Origin of the sequence: Cupriavidus consociatus (genome assembly GCF_017814975.1) — a bacterium.
In the GTDB taxonomy this organism is placed as follows: domain Bacteria; phylum Pseudomonadota; class Gammaproteobacteria; order Burkholderiales; family Burkholderiaceae; genus Cupriavidus; species Cupriavidus consociatus.
In genome coordinates, this window is sequence record NZ_JAGIQA010000008.1 from 205,766 (window position 1) to 222,521 (window position 16,756).

15 protein-coding genes are annotated in these 16,756 nt (G+C 62.5%); 5 read left to right on the top strand and 10 right to left on the bottom strand.

Going from position 1 to position 16,756, the window contains the following annotated elements; translation table 11 throughout:
- Positions 1–192 precede the first annotated feature (192 nt).
- The 3 genes from J8I82_RS13740 to J8I82_RS13750 form a co-directional block, all read right to left on the bottom strand.
- A complete protein-coding gene (locus tag J8I82_RS13740; protein WP_209758237.1) occupies positions 193–1,644 on the bottom strand; it encodes an aldehyde dehydrogenase family protein in 1,452 nt (483 codons plus the stop codon).
- A gap of 34 nt (positions 1,645–1,678) precedes the next feature.
- Positions 1,679–2,554, bottom strand: coding sequence for a class II aldolase/adducin family protein (locus J8I82_RS13745; RefSeq protein ID WP_245179721.1), 876 nt, complete (start codon positions 2,552–2,554; stop codon positions 1,679–1,681).
- 77 nt (positions 2,555–2,631) lie between these two features.
- Positions 2,632–3,546, bottom strand: coding sequence for a LysR family transcriptional regulator (locus J8I82_RS13750; RefSeq protein WP_209758239.1), 915 nt, complete (start codon positions 3,544–3,546; stop codon positions 2,632–2,634).
- A gap of 231 nt (positions 3,547–3,777) precedes the next feature.
- Here J8I82_RS13750 and J8I82_RS13755 point away from each other — a divergent pair, with 231 nt between their 5' ends.
- The 4 genes from J8I82_RS13755 (at position 3,778) to J8I82_RS13770 (ending at position 9,052) form a co-directional block, all read left to right on the top strand.
- Positions 3,778–5,457, top strand: coding sequence for a GMC family oxidoreductase (locus J8I82_RS13755; protein ID WP_209758241.1), 1,680 nt, complete (start codon positions 3,778–3,780; stop codon positions 5,455–5,457).
- Between the two features lie 133 nt (positions 5,458–5,590).
- Positions 5,591–6,454 (top strand): MBL fold metallo-hydrolase, encoded by an 864-nt coding sequence (locus tag J8I82_RS13760; protein WP_284183068.1) that lies wholly within the window; start codon positions 5,591–5,593, stop codon positions 6,452–6,454.
- Between the two features lie 169 nt (positions 6,455–6,623).
- On the top strand, positions 6,624–7,619 hold the full coding sequence (locus J8I82_RS13765) for a Bug family tripartite tricarboxylate transporter substrate binding protein (protein ID WP_245179723.1): 996 nt from the start codon (positions 6,624–6,626) through the stop codon (positions 7,617–7,619).
- Positions 7,620–7,705: 86 nt separating this feature from the next.
- On the top strand, positions 7,706–9,052 hold the full coding sequence (locus tag J8I82_RS13770; protein ID WP_209758245.1) for an MFS transporter: 1,347 nt from the start codon (positions 7,706–7,708) through the stop codon (positions 9,050–9,052).
- 38 nt (positions 9,053–9,090) lie between these two features.
- Here the strand turns inward: J8I82_RS13770 and J8I82_RS13775 are convergent, their stop codons facing one another.
- From J8I82_RS13775 to J8I82_RS13790, 4 genes are all read right to left on the bottom strand, one after another.
- The gene (locus J8I82_RS13775) at positions 9,091–9,696 is read right to left on the bottom strand and encodes a DUF924 family protein (RefSeq protein ID WP_209758247.1); all 606 of its coding nucleotides are present in this window, start codon (positions 9,694–9,696) and stop codon (positions 9,091–9,093) included.
- Positions 9,683–10,618 carry a low temperature requirement protein A gene (locus tag J8I82_RS13780; protein WP_209758249.1) on the bottom strand — a complete coding sequence of 312 codons (936 nt, stop codon included), beginning with the start codon at positions 10,616–10,618 and terminating at the stop codon, positions 9,683–9,685. Before J8I82_RS13780 ends, J8I82_RS13775 begins: the two co-directional genes overlap by 14 nt.
- A gap of 13 nt (positions 10,619–10,631) precedes the next feature.
- Complete coding sequence (locus tag J8I82_RS13785; RefSeq protein ID WP_209758251.1) at positions 10,632–10,901, bottom strand: hypothetical protein; 270 nt, start codon at positions 10,899–10,901, stop codon at positions 10,632–10,634.
- Between the two features lie 84 nt (positions 10,902–10,985).
- A complete protein-coding gene (locus J8I82_RS13790; protein ID WP_209758252.1) occupies positions 10,986–11,759 on the bottom strand; it encodes an SDR family oxidoreductase in 774 nt (257 codons plus the stop codon).
- A 108-nt stretch (positions 11,760–11,867) separates the two neighbouring features.
- On the opposite strand from J8I82_RS13790, the gene J8I82_RS13795 reads away from it, so the two are divergent.
- On the top strand, positions 11,868–12,767 hold the full coding sequence (locus J8I82_RS13795; protein WP_209758254.1) for a LysR family transcriptional regulator: 900 nt from the start codon (positions 11,868–11,870) through the stop codon (positions 12,765–12,767).
- A 396-nt stretch (positions 12,768–13,163) separates the two neighbouring features.
- On the opposite strand, the gene J8I82_RS13800 is transcribed toward J8I82_RS13795, so the two are convergent.
- The 3 genes from J8I82_RS13800 to J8I82_RS13810 form a co-directional block, all read right to left on the bottom strand.
- Positions 13,164–14,318 (bottom strand): epoxide hydrolase family protein, encoded by a 1,155-nt coding sequence (locus J8I82_RS13800; RefSeq protein ID WP_209758256.1) that lies wholly within the window; start codon positions 14,316–14,318, stop codon positions 13,164–13,166.
- Between the two features lie 222 nt (positions 14,319–14,540).
- The gene (locus J8I82_RS13805; RefSeq protein ID WP_209758258.1) at positions 14,541–15,857 is read right to left on the bottom strand and encodes an epoxide hydrolase family protein; all 1,317 of its coding nucleotides are present in this window, start codon (positions 15,855–15,857) and stop codon (positions 14,541–14,543) included.
- A gap of 368 nt (positions 15,858–16,225) precedes the next feature.
- Positions 16,226–16,690, bottom strand: a complete 465-nt coding sequence (locus tag J8I82_RS13810) for a lecithin retinol acyltransferase family protein (RefSeq protein ID WP_209758260.1) — start codon at positions 16,688–16,690, stop codon at positions 16,226–16,228.
- Positions 16,691–16,756 lie beyond the last annotated feature (66 nt).

The window sequence follows — 16,756 nt, forward strand, 5'->3', positions numbered from 1 at the left end:
GCTTGCGAGGCTCCCTGGTCGGTTGTGATAAAGCTTCGGCACGCCATCACGTTGGTGCGAACTGGCAGCTTCCGCCGGAGCCCCGGGACGGGGATCCGCCCTGCTCACAAAGCGGCCGGCGCAGGGCGGATCTTGCGTGGTAGCGGTAGCACTCCTTAACAGAGGGAGCTATCGTCCCCAGCGGCCACGGGGTCAAAGGAGAATGTTGATGACCTTCTTCTCTACGTAGCTGTAGAGTTCCTCGATACCCTCCTCCCTGTCGATGCCGCTGTTCTTGAATCCGCCCCAGGGCACGCCCAGGAAATGGGTATTGCTGCCGTTGAGGAAAATGCTGCCCGCCCTGATTCGCTTCGCGGTGTTCAATGCCTGCTTGATGTCATTGGTCCAGATGGCCGCGGAAAGGCCATATTCGGTGTCATTGGCCATCGACACCATCTCTTCGACGTCGCGCCACTTCGCGACCGCGAGAATGGGGCCAAACACCTCTTCCCGCCATAACCGCATCGATGCCGTGACATCCGCGAACACGGTGGGTTCAATCCAGTACCCCTTGCGGAACGCATCACCAGCGGGGCGCTTTCCTCCAGTCATCAGTCGCGCGCCACGGGTCTGCGTGGGATCAAGGAAGCTGGTGACGTGCTGATAGCTGCGCAGCGAATTGATGGGGCCCATACCTGTATCCGGCGACATGGGATCACCAACGCGTATCGCCGCGACAAGCGCGACGACGCGCTCAAGCACTGCCTCGTAGACGTCCTCGTGGATCAGCAGGCGGGAGTTCGAGCCGCATGACTGGCCCTGCCACGCGAAGTTCATACCTTGCACTGCGCTGGCGGCCGCCATGTCAAGGTCCGTGTCGGGGAAGACGATCATCGGGTTCTTGCCGCCGAGTTCAAGCGAGACATGCTTGACGCCCGTTTCGGCGGCGCTTCTCTGAATGGCCATGCCCGTGGGAACCGAGCCGATGAGGGCGAGGCGCTTCACGTCCGGATGACGAACCAGCGCATCGCCCACTTCCGCGCCCGTGCCGTTCACGATATTGAAGACCCCTCTGGGGAATACGTCACGCGCGATTTCGCCGAGCAACAGCACGGACAACGGTGAGGTTTCCGGCGGCTTGACCACGACAGTGTTGCCCGCCACCAGTGCGGACGCGGTTCGCGCCGCAGAGAACATCGCCGGATGGTTGTATGCGGCAATGCGTCCGACAACGCCATATGGCTCATACACTGTCAGGTGCAGATGACGGCTGGTAGCGGGTATGGTCTCGCCATGAAGGCTATAGGCCAGACCCGCGTAGTAGCGCAGGCTCCTGACCGTTTCCCGCATGCTCGCCAGGGTCGGGCCATAGGTATTGCCGGAATCCAGCACCTCGACGCGCGACAGTTCTTCGGCCCGCTCCAGGATGCGGTCACCGAAGACGCGCAGAATCTCGCCGCGCTCTTCTCCGGTACGCTCGGCCCAGGCTGGCCATGCCCGCTTTGCCGCGTCGACGGCCCGGGCCACGTCCGTGCGCGTCCCGGCCGCGGCGCGGCCAATCACTTCTTCGTTGGCAGGATTGACGGAATCGATCCAGTTGCCACTCTCGCTGTCTACCAGTTCGCCATCTATGAGCTGCCGCCCCGTGGTCCATGGTTCATTCATTTTCCTGTCTCCGCATGCTTGGTACCGATAGCCCTCAGGCGGCGCTTGCCTGCCCCGATTGCACGCGCCGCTTCCACATCATCCATGGACGGTCGATCTGGGTTTCGATGTTCCGTTGCGCGGCTTCGGCTTCCTTGTCGCTCAGGTATGTCACCTCGCCAAGGCGCACGGCTTCAACCTGCAGCCGGGCATTCACTTCTGCGTAGACCGCGCGATATACAGCATGCCTGAGCGAGGGGCCCACCACGGTCGAGCCGTGGCCCCGCATCAGGACGAACGACGATTCGCCCAGCGTTTGCGCCAGCGCGGCACCAAGATTCCGGTCGCGGATCAGCAGGTCGGTGCCATCCCCGGCAGCCTCCCGGATCTCGAAGACAGGCGTTCCGCCCCCAAGGAATCCGCTCATATGGCAGACGGGCCTGAACCTGGTGCCTTTGGAGACGCTGAACGGCAGGACTGTGGGCGAATGGCTATGGACGATAGCCTTGACATCAGGCCGGGACCTGTAGATTTCGCCATGGATGAACCGCTCCAGGTAGACCGCCCTACCCGCGGCATTGACGGGAGTGCCGTCCAGCATGAACTCGACGATGTCATCAGCAGTCACCGTGGCCGGTGCCATATTCCTCGCCAGCAAGAAGCGTTCGGGGTCATGGTCGTGCCGGACGCTGACATGGCCAAAGGCGTCGACGATGCCCTGGTCGAAGAGGATATGGTTGGCGGTAACGAGGTCATCGATGAGCGCGGGGCTGGCAGCGGCGCCGGCAATCGCCGCGTCATCGGCGTACGCCGCAACTGCGACGTCAAAATGATGGGTGCACATATTCTGGCTGGGTTCCATTGAGAGACATGGGTGCCATCCTTCAGCCTGCGCGATGAACCGCCTTGAGGGATGGGTTCCCGGAAGCATAGGCCTGCCCGAGTGATAGGTCTATTAGCTCTCAAAGGACCCATTCATAGTCCATTGACTATGAACGGTCCACGTTTTTAGCGCCGCGAAGCCTTCAGCACAAACTCCACAAGAGCGGCCTGATAGGCGGAGAAGCGTTTGTCGTCCCTGTGCACCAGGTACACAGGAATCTTCATTTCCATGTCCGGCCGCTCGACAACAACCAGGTCGCCTCGCCGGACATCATCGCGAACCGAACAGGCAAGCATGAAGCTCAGGCCGATATCCTGGCGGACCATGTGCTTCATGGCTTCAGGATGGCCCAGCTCCATCACGACCTTGCGTGTCTCCAGCCCGTACTTGCGCAACTGCATGTCTTCCAGCTCCCGGCGAGCCAGATTCTTCGGGGTACTGATGAACGGCACGGCAAGCAGGTCAACGTCCTGCGGTGCCGCACTCACCCATTGGCTCGACGGTGCGCAGACCAGCAACAGGTCTTCTTCCCAGAGCGGAATTGCCTTGAGGCCGTCCAGGTCGTGGGTCGAAGCGAGAAGGATCATCGCGAAATCACAGCCTCCGATCCGGGTGGCGTCCACCGCGGCCTGGGGATTGGAAATCTGGACCGTGACCAGACCCTCGGCATGCTCGCGGTGAAATGCCGAGATGATCGGCGGCAGGGAATACGAACCCACGGACATGGATGTCGCGACCACCGCACTGCCGGCGCTTCCTTTTTCCAGGCCGGCAAGCTCGCGCTCGATCTCCCGCGTCCTGGATATGACTTCCGCCGCCCAGCGATACACCCTTTCCCCGGCATCGGTCAGCGCAATATTCCGCCCGGATCGTGCCACCAGGGCATATCCCAGCCGCGCCTCCATGCTGCGCAAATGTGCCGTGACGACCGGTTGTGCAATGCATAGCCTGTCCGCCGCACGCGTCACGCTGCCAAGTTCAACCACTGTGCAAAAGACCTCCAGCTTCTGGAATGTGAGGTAAGAGTCGAAGCCACGCATAGTCCCCTCGTTTTCATAGCCGAATGACTATAGAACGCCTTCGCAAGACGTATTGGAAGATATGGTTCAGCTTACGCACAATGGCTCCATCAGACAACATGGCGGCCGAGCAGAAGGCTGGCCACCGGAAGCGACGATCGATGCCATGCGGTCTCGCCGACCACCCTGCCGCACGGCGCAAGGCCCGCCCGGCGGACCGGTCAATTCCGGCGTCAATTGTTGGAGGAGACAATGGCAAGTAAAGAGTTCGACTATGTGATCGTCGGAGCTGGCTCGGCAGGGTGCGCGCTGGCATACCGCCTCGGCGCCGATCCGAACCTGCGCATTTTGGTGCTGGAGGCCGGCGGGCACGATCGCTCGCCCATCGTCAAGGTGCCGCTGACATGGGGGCTGATCTTGAAGAACCGGCTGTTCGACTGGGGTTACTTCACGCAGCCCGAGTTGGGCATGGATGGCCGCAGGATCGAGTGTGCCCGCGGCAAGGTCGTGGGGGGCTCTTCGTCGATCAACGGCATGGCCTACGCCCGCGGCGCGCGCCAGGACTATGACGCCTGGGCTGGAGAGCTTGGCCTGAGCGGCTGGTCATACGAGGACGTATTGCCGTATTTCAAACGGTCTGAGTCCTGGGAAGGCGGCGAGAGTGCGCTTCGTGGCGGCAGCGGACCGCTGACCGTGATTCGCATGGACTACCGCGACCCGCTCATCGGCGGCTTCCTGCATGCAACGCGCGCCTGCGGCTATCCGACCAACGATGACTATAACGGCGACTCGGTTGAAGGATTCGGGCCGATGCAGGCAACGATCCGTAATGGCCTGCGCTGCAGTGCAGCGGTAGCGTACCTCAGGCCTGCGCTCGCGCGAGGCAATGTTACGCTTGTCACCAATGCGCTGGTCGAGAAGGTCATCCTGCAGAACGAATCTGGCACCCCAAGGGCGACCGGCGTCGCGTATCGGCACAATGGAGAAACGGTTCTTGCGCATGCGCGCCGCGAGGTGATCCTGTCAGGCGGGGTTATCAATTCACCGCAGCTCTTGATGCTTTCCGGGATCGGGCCTGCCAAGGAGCTCGCCAGGCACGGGCTTGGCACGGTCGTCGATCTTCCTGGGGTTGGCCAAAATCTTCAGGACCATATCGTCTTCGATATACGCTGGCGCCGCCGGGAGCCTGGCCCCCTGCACCGGATGATGCGCGCCGACCGGATCGGCATGGATCTGATCCGGACATTCTTTGGCAACGGCGGCTTCTCCAGCAAGATTCCCGCGGCCGCGGTGGGGCTGATACGCAGCCAGCCCCACCTGCAACACCCCGACGTACAGCTTATTCTCGCCGCTGGCCCGATGAACGCCGGCCCCTACTTCGCACCGTTCAAGAAGCCCTACACCGATGCCTTTTCCATCAAGGGCATCTACCTCACGCCGCAAAGCAGGGGCCAGGTTCGACTGGGCAATGCCGATCCGTCTCAAGCCGCGGTCATCGAACAGAACTTCCTCGCTACCGAGACTGACCGCAAGGCGGTACGTGAAATGTTCTACCGCATGCGCGAAATCGGCGCGCAGGCTGGCATGCGGGACTTCATCGCAGAGGAGCTCTCCCCTGGCCCGAAGACCAGGACCGACGCCGACGTGGACGCGTTCATCCGCCGGAACGCGATCACCCTGCACCATCCCGTCGGCACCTGCAGGATGGGCGCGCAGGGCGATCCCATGGCAGTCCTTGACACCCATCTGCGCGTGCGAGGCGTGGAAGCCCTGCGGGTCGTGGATGGCTCCGCCATGCCTCGCGTGGTGCGTGGGCCCACCAATGCCCCGATCATCATGATGGCCGAACGTGCGGCCGATCACATGATGGGAAGGCGTCTGGCAGCCGAGGCCCCGGCGCAGCGGCATACGCTGGCAGCGATGGTGGACTGAGCGTCGCCACGCAGTGCCGATAGATTTCAATCCAATGATGGAGACAGCGATGCATTGCTCCTGCAACGAGACTTCTTATTCCGGCCGCATTGTCAATCGAAGCGCCGAACGGTTCACGGTCGGGATCGGTCACGTGGAAGTCATCCGCTTATACGAAACGACGCTGCTCGGTGAAACCGCGCAGACGTGGCTGCCCGATTTCAATCGCGAGCTGGTTCGCGAGCACGAGCACTGGCTGGCCCCGACTTACTATGATCCCGAGAGCGGGCGGATCCCCATGCCGGTACATAGCTGGATCGTCCGGACGCCCAGGCATACCGTTCTCATCGACAGCTGCATCGGCAACCACAAGCATCGCCCGGGCCTGTCCGAGATGCATCAGCTGTCGACGAATTACCTGCAGCGCATGGCCGCGCTCGGCATTCACCCCGAAGAGATCGACTATGTCATGTGCAGCCACCTACATGCCGACCATGTGGGCTGGAACACGCGGCTGGTGAATGGCACCTGGGTGCCCACCTTCCCTAACGCGCGCTACGTCATCTCGCAAGTCGAGTACGACCACGTACTCCGTGCAATCACGACGGGCGTCAGCGGCGTGCCCGGGTGGTTCGCGCCGATGTACAACGACAGCGTCCTCCCGATCGTGGAAGCCGGGCAATCCGTGCTGTTCGATGACACCTATTCACTCGACGATACCTTCCTGATCCGGCATGCACCCGGGCACTCCCCAGGCCACGTGCGCATTGAACTGTCGTCGCGCGGAGAGAACGGCGTATTCTGCGGCGATATGCTGCACACGCCGATCCAGATCCCCTTCTGGCAATGGAGCAGCCGTGTCTGCGACGACAGGGCCCTCGCGGCGAAGTCGCGCAAGGAGCTGTTGTCCTTCTGTGCGGAAACCGGGGCATTGCTGTTTCCCGGCCACTTCGAATCTCCGCACGTCGGTCATATCGTCGAACAGTCGGGAAGCTTCGGCATCCAGTTCCTGCGCTAGGCGAGGCGGCTGCCTTTTCCTGGTAGCGGAGGTTTAGCTCTTCCGTTCAACGTCTACGGAACACGGCCCTTCCGCGCCGTCCTTCTTCTTGATTTTCGCTCGCCCGCCGCCTCGGCTGGGGCCACGCATCTTCTGGATGCCGCGGGCGAGCATTCCGATATTTCCGTCTATGCCAACATCATCACGCCTCGCGGGCGCGCCGGCGTGCGTCATCGCGCTCGCCTCCGCCCTGTGCTTCACAACGAGCCAGCCGGCGTTCGCCGCCGCGGGCTTCCCCGAAAGGCCGGTCCGCCTCATCGTTCCGTTTCCGTCGGGCGGTGGTACGGACACCATCGCCAGGCTTCTCGCCAAGCAGCTCTCGCTGGCCACCGGACAATCGTTCGTCGTCGAGAACCGTGCGGGCGCTTCCGGAAACATCGGCATGGATGCGATCGCAAAGGCGCGCCCCGATGGATACACCATCGGCATCACCACCAGCAATCTCACCATGAACAGCGCCCTGTATCGGCGCCTGGCCTTTGATCCAAAACGCGATATCGCGCCGATCACAATGATCGCTTCATCGCCGCTGGTGATCGGCGTATCCAGCTCGCTTAACGTATCGTCGCTGGCCGCGCTCAAGGCCAGGATGATCTCCGCGAAAGACTCCCTGTCCTACTCGTCCTGCGGCAACGGGACGCCCGAGCATTTTGCCGGTGCCATGCTCGCCGCGGCATGGCAAGTCAACCTCGTGCATGTGCCCTACAAGGGTTGTGCCCCGGCAATGATCGACGCACTAGGGGGGCAGGTTCCGGTATTCGTCAGCACCATGGCGAATACGAAGCCCTACATCAATGACGGCCGCGTCCGCCTGCTGGCAGTGACTGCAAAGGACAGGAACGCATTGATGCCCGGCGTGCCTTCGACGCGCGAGGAAGGCGTAGGCGATATCGACGTTCGGGTGTGGTTCGGGCTGGTCGCACCGGCCGGTTTGCCTGAAGACGTCCTGAAGCGCCTGGTTTCCCTCTCGCACGCCGCCCTGCAGAAGCCGGAGCTGCGCAATGCCCTTGCGGAGCAAGGCTATGACACTGTCGACGGTGGCCCGGAGCGCTTTGCGGCGAACATCGCCAGAGAGATTCCCTTCTGGAAACAGCTTTCAGCGAAGTACAGCATTTCACTTGACTGAGGCACCCCGGGAACAGAACAGGCCACCAGGCGTCCTGGCGACCAGACACGACATAGAAAACCAAAAACGAACAAGGTGGAGACCATATGGCAATCAACGGAGCAATAGACCTCACACAGCTGATCAACACGCGGCCGCTTGGCCGGTATCAGGTGCGTATCATCCTGATGTGCACCTTAAGCATGATCCTGGACGGCTATGACGTGCAGGTCATGGGCTACGTCGCGCCCGCCCTGCTGGCAGAATGGGGCCTGCAGAAGACCGCCTTGACGCCGGTCTTCTCTGCCGGAGTCATCGGCATGCTGATCGGGTCCTTACTGTCGGGACTGGCCTCGGACAGGTATGGCCGGCGCAGCGTACTGCTCGCTTCGATGCTCGGCGTTTCCGTGGGCATGCTTGCCACACCCTATGCCGGTTCGCCGGCACAGTTGATCATCATCCGCTTCCTGACAGGACTGGCGATGGGGGCCATCGTGCCGAACGCGGTCTCGCTCGGCGGTGAATACAGTCCTGCCCGGCTGCGCGCAACGCTGATGATGACGATCACCTGCGGATACCTGGTCGGCGCTATGCTATGCGGGCTCATTGCCGCGCTCATACTTCCCGGCTTCGGTTGGCGCGCCGTCTTCGTCGCAGGGGGAGTGGCGTCGCTGGTCCTTTGCGTCGCCATGGCCCGCTGGATGCCCGAGTCACTTCAGTTCATGGCGCTACGGCCCGAGCGGCGTCAGGAAACGTTGCACGGTGTGCGACAGCTTTATCCCGACTTATCGCTCCAGTCCGATGCGGAACTGGCCGGCGTAGCGCCGCAAGTCCGTGGCGGCCGGCTGGCCGAACTCTTCCATCGCAAGTACCGGCGCAGCACCTTGCTGCTGTGGGCAATCTACTTCCTCAACCTGCTTGCCGTGTTCTTCCTGGCCAGCTGGCTGCCGATACTGCTCAGGGAAGCCGGCCACTCCGCCCCGCAGGCGATCCTCGCCGGCGCATCGCTTTGGGGAGGTGGCATCGCCGGAACCCTTTCCCTGGGCTGGGCGATTGACCGATTTGGGTACGGCAGAGTGCTGTCGGCAGTCTACCTGCTCGCAACTGCCGGCATCGTCGCCACGGGGATGTCCCTCTCCTACCTTCCCCTTGCGATGATAGCGATCGCAGTTTCCGGATATGCCGTCATGGGTGCCCAGGCCGCACTGAACGCGCTGGCCGCAACCCTCTACCCGACGCATATCAGGGCCACCGGCGTAGGCTGGGGGCTTGGGATCGGGCGCCTCGGCTCGGTGGTGGGACCGATCGTGGGTGGGGAGCTGATCGGCCTCAGGTGGGATGCCGCCACCTTGCTGGCGGCGGCCGCAATCCCGACATGCGTGGCAATGTTCGCCGCGTTTCCCCTTGGCGACAGCCGCCGTGCCGTCTCCGGCAAGGCAACGCGCAGCGTCTAGGCCCGTAACCGCCATGTCCGCGCGGCTGACGTCGCCGCTTATCCGGCGAACCCTCCGCCATCCAGGAATTCTTGCTCCGCTGGTGTCGTCTGCCTGAGAAGCAGCGGGTTGCGATGGGGGAAGCGTCCAAAGCGCCGCACGATATCGCGGTGCCGCACCGCATGCGATCGGGCTGTGCGACCCAGACGCGCATTGAGCAACACCGAGACGTCCTGGTCGGCCAGGTCTTCTGAGTGTGCGAAGGGCAGGCAGAAGAACAGGCGCAGGGGAACCTCCACCCTATCCATCTGATCCCGTTCCAGGGCCACGCGCGCAAAGTGTCGCGCCAGGGCATCGGTTGCATACATGTGGGCGGTTCCGCGGAAGGCATTGCGGGGGAACTGGTCCAGCAGGATCAGCAGCGCCAGCGCCCCCACGGGGAGGTGGGTCCAGTGGTCGCACTCGCGGCGCGCGGCCGCCAGATGCAGCTTGAGGAAGCGCTCGCGGAAGTGACGATCGAAGTCCGGACGCTTGCTGAACCAGTGCGCACGGGAGCGTCGCCAGAAGTCCACCACGGCCTCGGCTTCCTGGATAGCAGGCACCGCCGTGCGCGCGAGCACCTCGGCCTGTCCCTGGTAGCGTCCCTTCGCCTCAGTGAGCGCCATGGCGTGGATCGAGAACGGGCCGACGCTGCGCGCGCGCTTCCCACAAGCTTACCGCCAGCAGTACCCCGGTGGTCAGCCAACCCATGGCCAGCGAGTTCGCCCCATATCCAACTGGGATCAATGCCAGCAGGGCGAGCGCACCGGCGACATGCGAGAGCGGGATGCCCAGCGTGCCGATGAACGTCGCACCCAGCGCAAGAAGAATGTCCCCGCCCCAGGCTTTCGCATCGGCCAGTGTGGCGCCGCTTGCCAGCAGCGTCTCGCCGAGCGCGACGATCACGAAGAGCTGGCAGCGCTCGGCCAGATGGCCACCCTCGATGGTCCAGTCGCTCGTCGACGAGCGACCCATGCCGGGCAGCGCAAAGCCGATCATTGGCGAGAGGTACTCGCAGGCGACGGCCACGCCCCAGCAGGCGATGCGCGCCTCGTGTTCCAGCAAACCACTGGCGACCCAGAACATGGCGGCGATGCACAACCACCCCAGCATGCGCCGGTAGTTCGGCGCCAGCGGATGTCTCCGACCCAGCTCTGCAACGATGAACGCGGTGCGTCCCACCTGCATGGCGGCATAGCAGGCTGCGAAGAGGAGCCCGCGATCACCGAAGGCGTCCGGAATGCTGCAAGCCATCAGCAGCGCCAGCAGCATCGTGGCAAACAGCAGGCCCCGGATGCGCGGCGTTTCCGGATCGAACCAGTTGGTCACCCAGCAGGTATATTGCCAGCCCAGCCAGACGGCGAACCAGAGCACCAGCGTCTCCACCAGACCCAAGAGGCTCAGGTGGTGCAGCAGTTCGTGGCTGAGCTGCGTGACCGCAAAGACGTAGACCAGATCGAAGAAAAGCTCCTCGAAGGTCACGCGGGCATGGTGCCCGTCGCGGCGCCGCAGCGTAGGGTGGCGATCGGCTTCGTGCCTGACGGTCATGGTCGTCTCCCGATCAGCCGAGCGACAGCCACCACACCGCAATGCCAGCCGCAATGGCCGGCACAGCGAAGACCAGCACCAGGATCGGGAACTCTTCGCGCGCGCTGTAGCCCGCGTATTGCACGCCGACCCACATATTGGCTGCAGCGACTGCCAGCCAAACCGGCGCGAAGACCTTGGCCGCCAGGGCCATGCCCGCTGCGCTCGCGCCCCAGAGCCAGCCAAAGAGCAAAAAGACGCCCAGCAGGGTCAGCCCACCGACGATCACCAACGCTACGTGCATATGCACTCCTTTCGAGCTTTTTTCGCTCGTTCTCAAGCGCCGGCCGCCTCTGCCGCCAGGCACGAGGCAGCACGGCGCCCCGGCTTACTTCGTCGTGTACCCGCCGTTGATCAGGATAGTCTGCCCGGTGATCCACCAGCCGTCGCTCACCAGATGGCGAATAAAGGGCACCACATCCTCGATGTCGGTGAGCCCGGTCTTGCTAAAGGGAGACAACGCAGCGGCCGTCTTGTGATAGGCCTGCGCGTCGGCACTCTCCTGACCGTAGAAGAACGGCGTGTCCATCGGGCCCGGGCCCACGGCAGTTACTGAGATGCCGCGCTCGCCGAACTCCTTGGAGGCCGCTCGGGTGAAATGCTCGACCGGCGCCTTGGTACCGGCATAGGAGGCGTAGAACGGCGTAAAGGCGCCCAGCAGCGAAGTGACGAGCGTGCAGATCTTGCCGCCGTCGTTGACATGCCTGCCGGCTTCCTTCAGGAAAAAGAAGGCCGACTTGGCGTTGACCGCGCTCATCTCGTCATATTCGGACTCGCTGATCTCGACCATCGGCTTCTTCAGCACCTTTCCCACCGTGTTGATGGCGATGTCGGGGCGGCCGACGGCGGCTACCGCATCTGCGAACAACTTCTCGACGGCGCCGGCCGTGGTCAGGTCGGCCTGCAGCGCGACGGCCTGGGCACCCGCCTTCTCGAGGGCAGCCACCGTGGCCTCTGCATCGGCCTTGCTGGCGGCGCTGTTGTAGTGAATGGCCACAGCCTTGGCGCCGTGGGCAACTAGGTCACGGGCGATCAGGCCGCCGAGGTTCTTGGCGCCGCCGGCGATCAGGACAACTTTGCCTTCAATGGTGTGCTTGGACATGGGGGACTCCAGTCAGGGTGGATGATGGAAGGATTCTATTGGTCATGAATTGACTGATAAACGCCAATTTATTAGATTGACTAGTCATGATTCTCTACCAATAGAGCTATGGACCTGATCGATCAGCTGCGCATCTTCCAGCGCGTGGCACACAGCGGCGGCTTCACCGTTGCGTCGGACCAGATGGGACTGCCGCGACCTACCGTGTCGCTGGCCATCCAGCAGCTGGAATCCCGCCTGGGCACGCGCTTGCTCAATCGCACGACGCGGCGCGTGAGTCTGACGCAGGACGGCGAAGCTTTACTGCAACGCGCCGCCACGCTGGTGGCTGATGCCGAGGAACTGGAGCAGCTGTTCCGGCCGCAGGGCGTGGCGCTTTCCGGGCGCCTGCGGGTGGACGTGCCCAGTCGCATAGCGCGCCGACTGGTGGCCCCGGCGTTGCCGACGTTCTTCGAACGCCATCCGGGCATGGTGGTGGAACTGGGCTCCAGCGATCGTATGATCGACCTGGTGCACGAAGGCATCGACTGCGCCCTGCGCGTGGGGAAACTGTCCGCCAGCAGCCTGGTGGCCCGGCCATTGGGCCAGCTGCAGCTCGTCAACTGCGCCAGCCCGGCCTATCTGTCGAAGCACGGCGTGCCCCAGTCGCCTGCCGATCTGCCCGGGCATCGAGCCGTGAACTACGCTTCGCCCACAAGCGGCCGCGTCGTACCCTGGGAGTGGATGGAGCAGGGGTCATCGCGGACCCTGCAGATGGATGGCGTGGTAGTGGTGAACAACGCGGAGACCTACATCGCCACCTGCCTGGCGGGGTTGGGGTTAATCCAGATCCCGGCCTTCGACGTCAAGGAGCACCTGGCGGCGGGCGAGTTGGTCGAGGTGCTGCAAGCGTGGCCAGCACCATCGATCTCGGTCCAGCTGGTCTATCCGCATCGCCGACACCTGTCACGACGACTCCAGGCGTTCAGCGATTGGCTGACGGAGGTTTTAAAGGTAGCTGTTGACTGAAGTTCTCAGTACGGGTTGAGGTCATCGCACTGCTCGAGCATTCTCGGCCGGTATGCTGCAGAAAGGTCAACTTAACAATGACTTAGAAATCCCCCAACCAGGGCATGAGCCACTCGCAGACAATTCTTGCCCACAGGCAGCATGTTGCCCTAGCGTGGCCGGACGGCGTCTTTCATAACACCACACTGGGCCTGATAAGCATGCCAAAGAGGATCGCGCCCTACGGCGCGGCCACTACGAGGCCACGCCGTAACAGCTGACCCTACCCGCATTATGACAGGACGCCAGGCAATTTCGCGGGTTACGGGTGTTATGCCAAAAAGGGCCATTTGGCGGAGCGGCGCAGCCCCACACGCCTACCCGTACTTGCCAGCCTGATCAGACCGAAGCCTGGCGTCAGGTCAGCGCGCGGAAGAAATCGCGGAGGTCCGTGATGATCGCCTCCGGCTCTTCCCAAGCTGCGAAGTGTCCGCCGCTGGCGTGATACGTCACCTGCTTGAGGTTGTAGTAGCGCTGGACCCATCGGCGTGGGGCGCTGCATATTTCCTCTGGCAGCACCGAAATGCCGACGGGCGCCTCGACCACGGGTATGCGGTTGTGCACCGGCGTCCAAGGATTATGTGCAGCCTCGTAGTAGTAGCGCGCAGACGTCCCATAGCTCTGCGTGACCCAGTAGATCATGATCGTGGTCAGCAGATCGTCCTTGTCGAAGCGGGTTTCGACGTCGCCGTGGCAATCGCTCCAACTGCGTTGTTTTTCAAGTATCCATGACGCCAGCCCCACTGGTGAATCGTTGAGCGCTGCCGCGATGGTCTGCGGCTTGGTGCTTTGCAGCGCCGAATAGGCCGACTCGGTGGCAAAGAAGTTCTGTAGCCGTGCTGCCATTGGCGCTTCGTCGGCATCGTAATCTTCGGGCGGCGGCATGCCACCGCTGAATAGGTCCAGCGGCAGCATCATCGGGAAGTGGACGCCCATCACGCGCTCGGGATACCGGTGCCCCAGATCGGCCGTGATAAGCGCGCCCCAATCGGCGCCGTGCGCAGCAAAACGCGGATAGCCCAGCTGTTCCATGAGTTGCACCCAAAGTCCGGAAGTCCGCCAGAAATTGACGCCGGGCTTGCGCAGCGGCGTGGAGAATCCGTAGCCAGGTAAAGACGGAACCACAAGGTCGAATGCGTCGGCGGGATTGCCGCCGTGTGCGCGGGGATCGCTGAGGGGGCCGATCACTTTGTGATATTCCCAGAATGTCCAGGGCCACCCGTGCGAGAGGATCAGCGGCTTGGGATTGGGGCCCTTGCCGCGCACGTAGATGAAGTGAATGGGCACACCGTCAATCTCGGTGCGAAACTGCGGATAGGCATTGATCGCGCGTTCCTGCTTTCGCCAGTCATAGCCATCGATCCAGTAGGAGACCAGTTCCTTGAGGTAGTCGGTGTTGGTGCCATACTGCCAGCCTTCGTTTGCGAAGTCGTCGGCCCAGCGCGTAAGCTTGAGGCGCGTCTTCAAATCGTTGAGCACTACATCGGGAACATCGACGCGAAACGGTTCCATGTCCTCCATCTCCTATGTTCTGAATGCGCATGCACAACCACCTGGCGAAAGGTGATCAGTTGCTACGCCGATGAGCAAGAGCGCTCGCAATGAGCGGCAAGTTGATCGTGCATCCTGTGCCGTTGGGCTCCCCCACCCGCAACCCGTACTTCACTGCCCGTCAATGCGAGTTCCGGAGGCTCCGCAGAAAAATACGCCTTCCACGGAGCCCCCTCGGACTCGTTATGTGCGCAGCTGCCTGAAGCCTGCGCGAACCTCTTCCGAGAAGATCTTCGGCTGTTCCCAGGCGGCAAAGTGGCCGCCCTGGTCGACCTCGTTGTAGTGGATGAGCTTGGGGTACGCCCGCTCAGCCCAACTCCGGGGGGTCGGGTAGAGTTCGTCAGGGAAGACGCTCACGGCAACGGGGATGGTGACGCCCTTGACACCGAAGAAGCCGAGCTTGCTCTCCCAGTAGAGGCGGGCGGAAGAAAGCGCAGTGCCCGTCAACCAGGTAAGCGTGATGTTGTCGAGGATGTCGTCCCGTGTAAGGCCGGCCGCTTGCCCGGCAAAGACGCGAGCGATCAGCCTGTAGCTGCGCTGGTCGTGGTCGAGAAAGTACGCCGCCAGACCGACCGGCGAATCCGCCAGGGCGTACAAGGTCTGAGGGCGCAACCCCATCTGGTACCCGTAGCCGATGCCCTTCTGGTAGACGAATTGCAGGCGCTCGTAAGCGATCCTCTCGTCGGGCGAGAGCTCGGATGGCGCCGGCGCGCCTGAACTCGCCGCCTTGTCAATGTCGACTGGAATGGCGTTTGGCATGTTGGTATGAATGCCAAGCAATTCCGGGGCAGCCTGCACGCCCATCTGCTCGGTGATGATCGCGCCCCAATCGCCGCCTTGGGCCACGAATTTCGTGTAGCCGAGGCGCTTCATGAGCACGACCCACGCGCGCGCGATGTGTTGGGGATCCCAGCCCGTCGCAGTCGGCTTGCCCGAGAAGCCGTAGCCGGGCAGCGATGGAATCACCAGATGGAAGGCATCCGAGGCACTGCCGCCATGCGCGGTGGGATTGGTCAGAGGGTCGATGATCTTCATCTGCTCGATGATCGATCCGGGCCATCCGTGCGTGACGATGAGCGGCAATGCGTTCTCGTGCTTGGAACGGACGTGGATGAAGTGAATGTCCAGTCCGTCGATCTCGGTCAAGAACTGCGGCACAGCGTTCAGCCTCGCCTCGACCTTGCGCCAGTCATAGTCCTTCCCCCAGTAGCGTGCGAGTGCTTGAATCGTGGCGAGCTGAACGCCTTGCGAGTCGTCCGCGACCGTTTCCCGCTCGGGCCACCTTGTCGCGTTGATGCGCCGGCGCAATTCGGTGAGATCCGACTCCGGAAAATTCACGTGAAACGAACGGATGGCAATTCCGTCGGTACCCATCTGTTGTGCAACTTGAGTCATGGCGTGAGACCTTTCTGAAAAATTGAGAAGACCTAGGGTGCTTGCAGCGGTTGCCGCTGCAGCTCGGCAAAAGAGACGGCGGCCGAAATCGGGCGTCTGTTGCATGGCGAACTCCTTGGCAACCGGGGTTGCGTTCGGGTGTGACTGCAAATGTTCACAACCCGGGAGTGAGAATGCCGGGAACTGTGGTTGGCTTGTATTGCGCCGTCGTCGATCGGTTTGACTTCTTGGTATCGACGTGCACGGCTGCCGCATCGCAAAGTGCAGGTCGCCTTCAACCAGTGGGCCAACAGTCCGTGCACATGGTTGGGTGAACTGAACCTTTGTTCAGAGCATGCCTAGCAATCCGATAGCCGTGCCCTGAAGCCGATAGCCGCATGCGCATCTCATGCGCTGGGCCCGAAAGTCTCGGCTAGGTACTCGATCAGCCTGGGAACGGACATCGATTCATGTCCGTTCCCGGTCAAGGTGAGTCAGCTGAAGAGATACAGCCCATCGCCGGCGGCAATCCAACCGGTGACAAGGCTAGCCAAGGCTTGAGCGGCAAACGCCACGGCGCGCGAACGCAACAACAGGCGCTCCACTTGGGGGCTGCTGGCGGCTCCGGTTTGACACCATGAGCAGAAATGCTCGCAATTGTTGCGAAGTACGTCGTAGGTGTCTTCGCCCAAGCGAGAGCAGGCACGTTCTACGACTTCGATGCCGGAATACGCCGCGCCTGCCTTTCCGTGCAAGCGCACCGGATGTCCATGGCTGAACTCGGCGAGGCTGACTTTCGCGACCGAACCGCGGTGCAGCGACGAAGACAGGCCCTGGTAATGAACGACCTGCCCTGCTCCGACGTAGATGCCGTGATGCGTGTACCAGCGGCGAGGCGTCACAATGTGCGCGCCGAGCGGAAAACCCTCGACTGCGTTCTCCGATGGCGTCTGTTGCATGACGAACTCCCGGGCAACCAGTGGTTTCGTTCGGATGTGAACGCATATGTTCACAACCCGGGAGAG

What these genes read in the sequence shown, in the direction of transcription:
- J8I82_RS13740 (WP_209758237.1), bottom strand. Translation starts at nt 1,644, where the DNA reads ATGAATGAACCATGGACCACGGGGCGGCAGCTCATAGATGGCGAACTG.
- J8I82_RS13745 (WP_245179721.1), bottom strand. Translation starts at nt 2,554, where the DNA reads ATGCTTCCGGGAACCCATCCCTCAAGGCGGTTCATCGCGCAGGCTGAA.
- J8I82_RS13750 (WP_209758239.1), bottom strand. Translation starts at nt 3,546, where the DNA reads ATGCGTGGCTTCGACTCTTACCTCACATTCCAGAAGCTGGAGGTCTTT.
- J8I82_RS13755 (WP_209758241.1), top strand. Translation starts at nt 3,778, where the DNA reads ATGGCAAGTAAAGAGTTCGACTATGTGATCGTCGGAGCTGGCTCGGCA.
- J8I82_RS13765 (WP_245179723.1), top strand. Translation starts at nt 6,624, where the DNA reads ATGCCAACATCATCACGCCTCGCGGGCGCGCCGGCGTGCGTCATCGCG.
- J8I82_RS13770 (WP_209758245.1), top strand. Translation starts at nt 7,706, where the DNA reads ATGGCAATCAACGGAGCAATAGACCTCACACAGCTGATCAACACGCGG.
- J8I82_RS13775 (WP_209758247.1), bottom strand. Translation starts at nt 9,696, where the DNA reads ATGGCGCTCACTGAGGCGAAGGGACGCTACCAGGGACAGGCCGAGGTG.
- J8I82_RS13780 (WP_209758249.1), bottom strand. Translation starts at nt 10,618, where the DNA reads ATGACCGTCAGGCACGAAGCCGATCGCCACCCTACGCTGCGGCGCCGC.
- J8I82_RS13785 (WP_209758251.1), bottom strand. Translation starts at nt 10,901, where the DNA reads ATGCACGTAGCGTTGGTGATCGTCGGTGGGCTGACCCTGCTGGGCGTC.
- J8I82_RS13790 (WP_209758252.1), bottom strand. Translation starts at nt 11,759, where the DNA reads ATGTCCAAGCACACCATTGAAGGCAAAGTTGTCCTGATCGCCGGCGGC.
- J8I82_RS13795 (WP_209758254.1), top strand. Translation starts at nt 11,868, where the DNA reads ATGGACCTGATCGATCAGCTGCGCATCTTCCAGCGCGTGGCACACAGC.
- J8I82_RS13800 (WP_209758256.1), bottom strand. Translation starts at nt 14,318, where the DNA reads ATGGAACCGTTTCGCGTCGATGTTCCCGATGTAGTGCTCAACGATTTG.
- J8I82_RS13805 (WP_209758258.1), bottom strand. Translation starts at nt 15,857, where the DNA reads ATGCAACAGACGCCCGATTTCGGCCGCCGTCTCTTTTGCCGAGCTGCA.
- J8I82_RS13810 (WP_209758260.1), bottom strand. Translation starts at nt 16,690, where the DNA reads ATGCAACAGACGCCATCGGAGAACGCAGTCGAGGGTTTTCCGCTCGGC.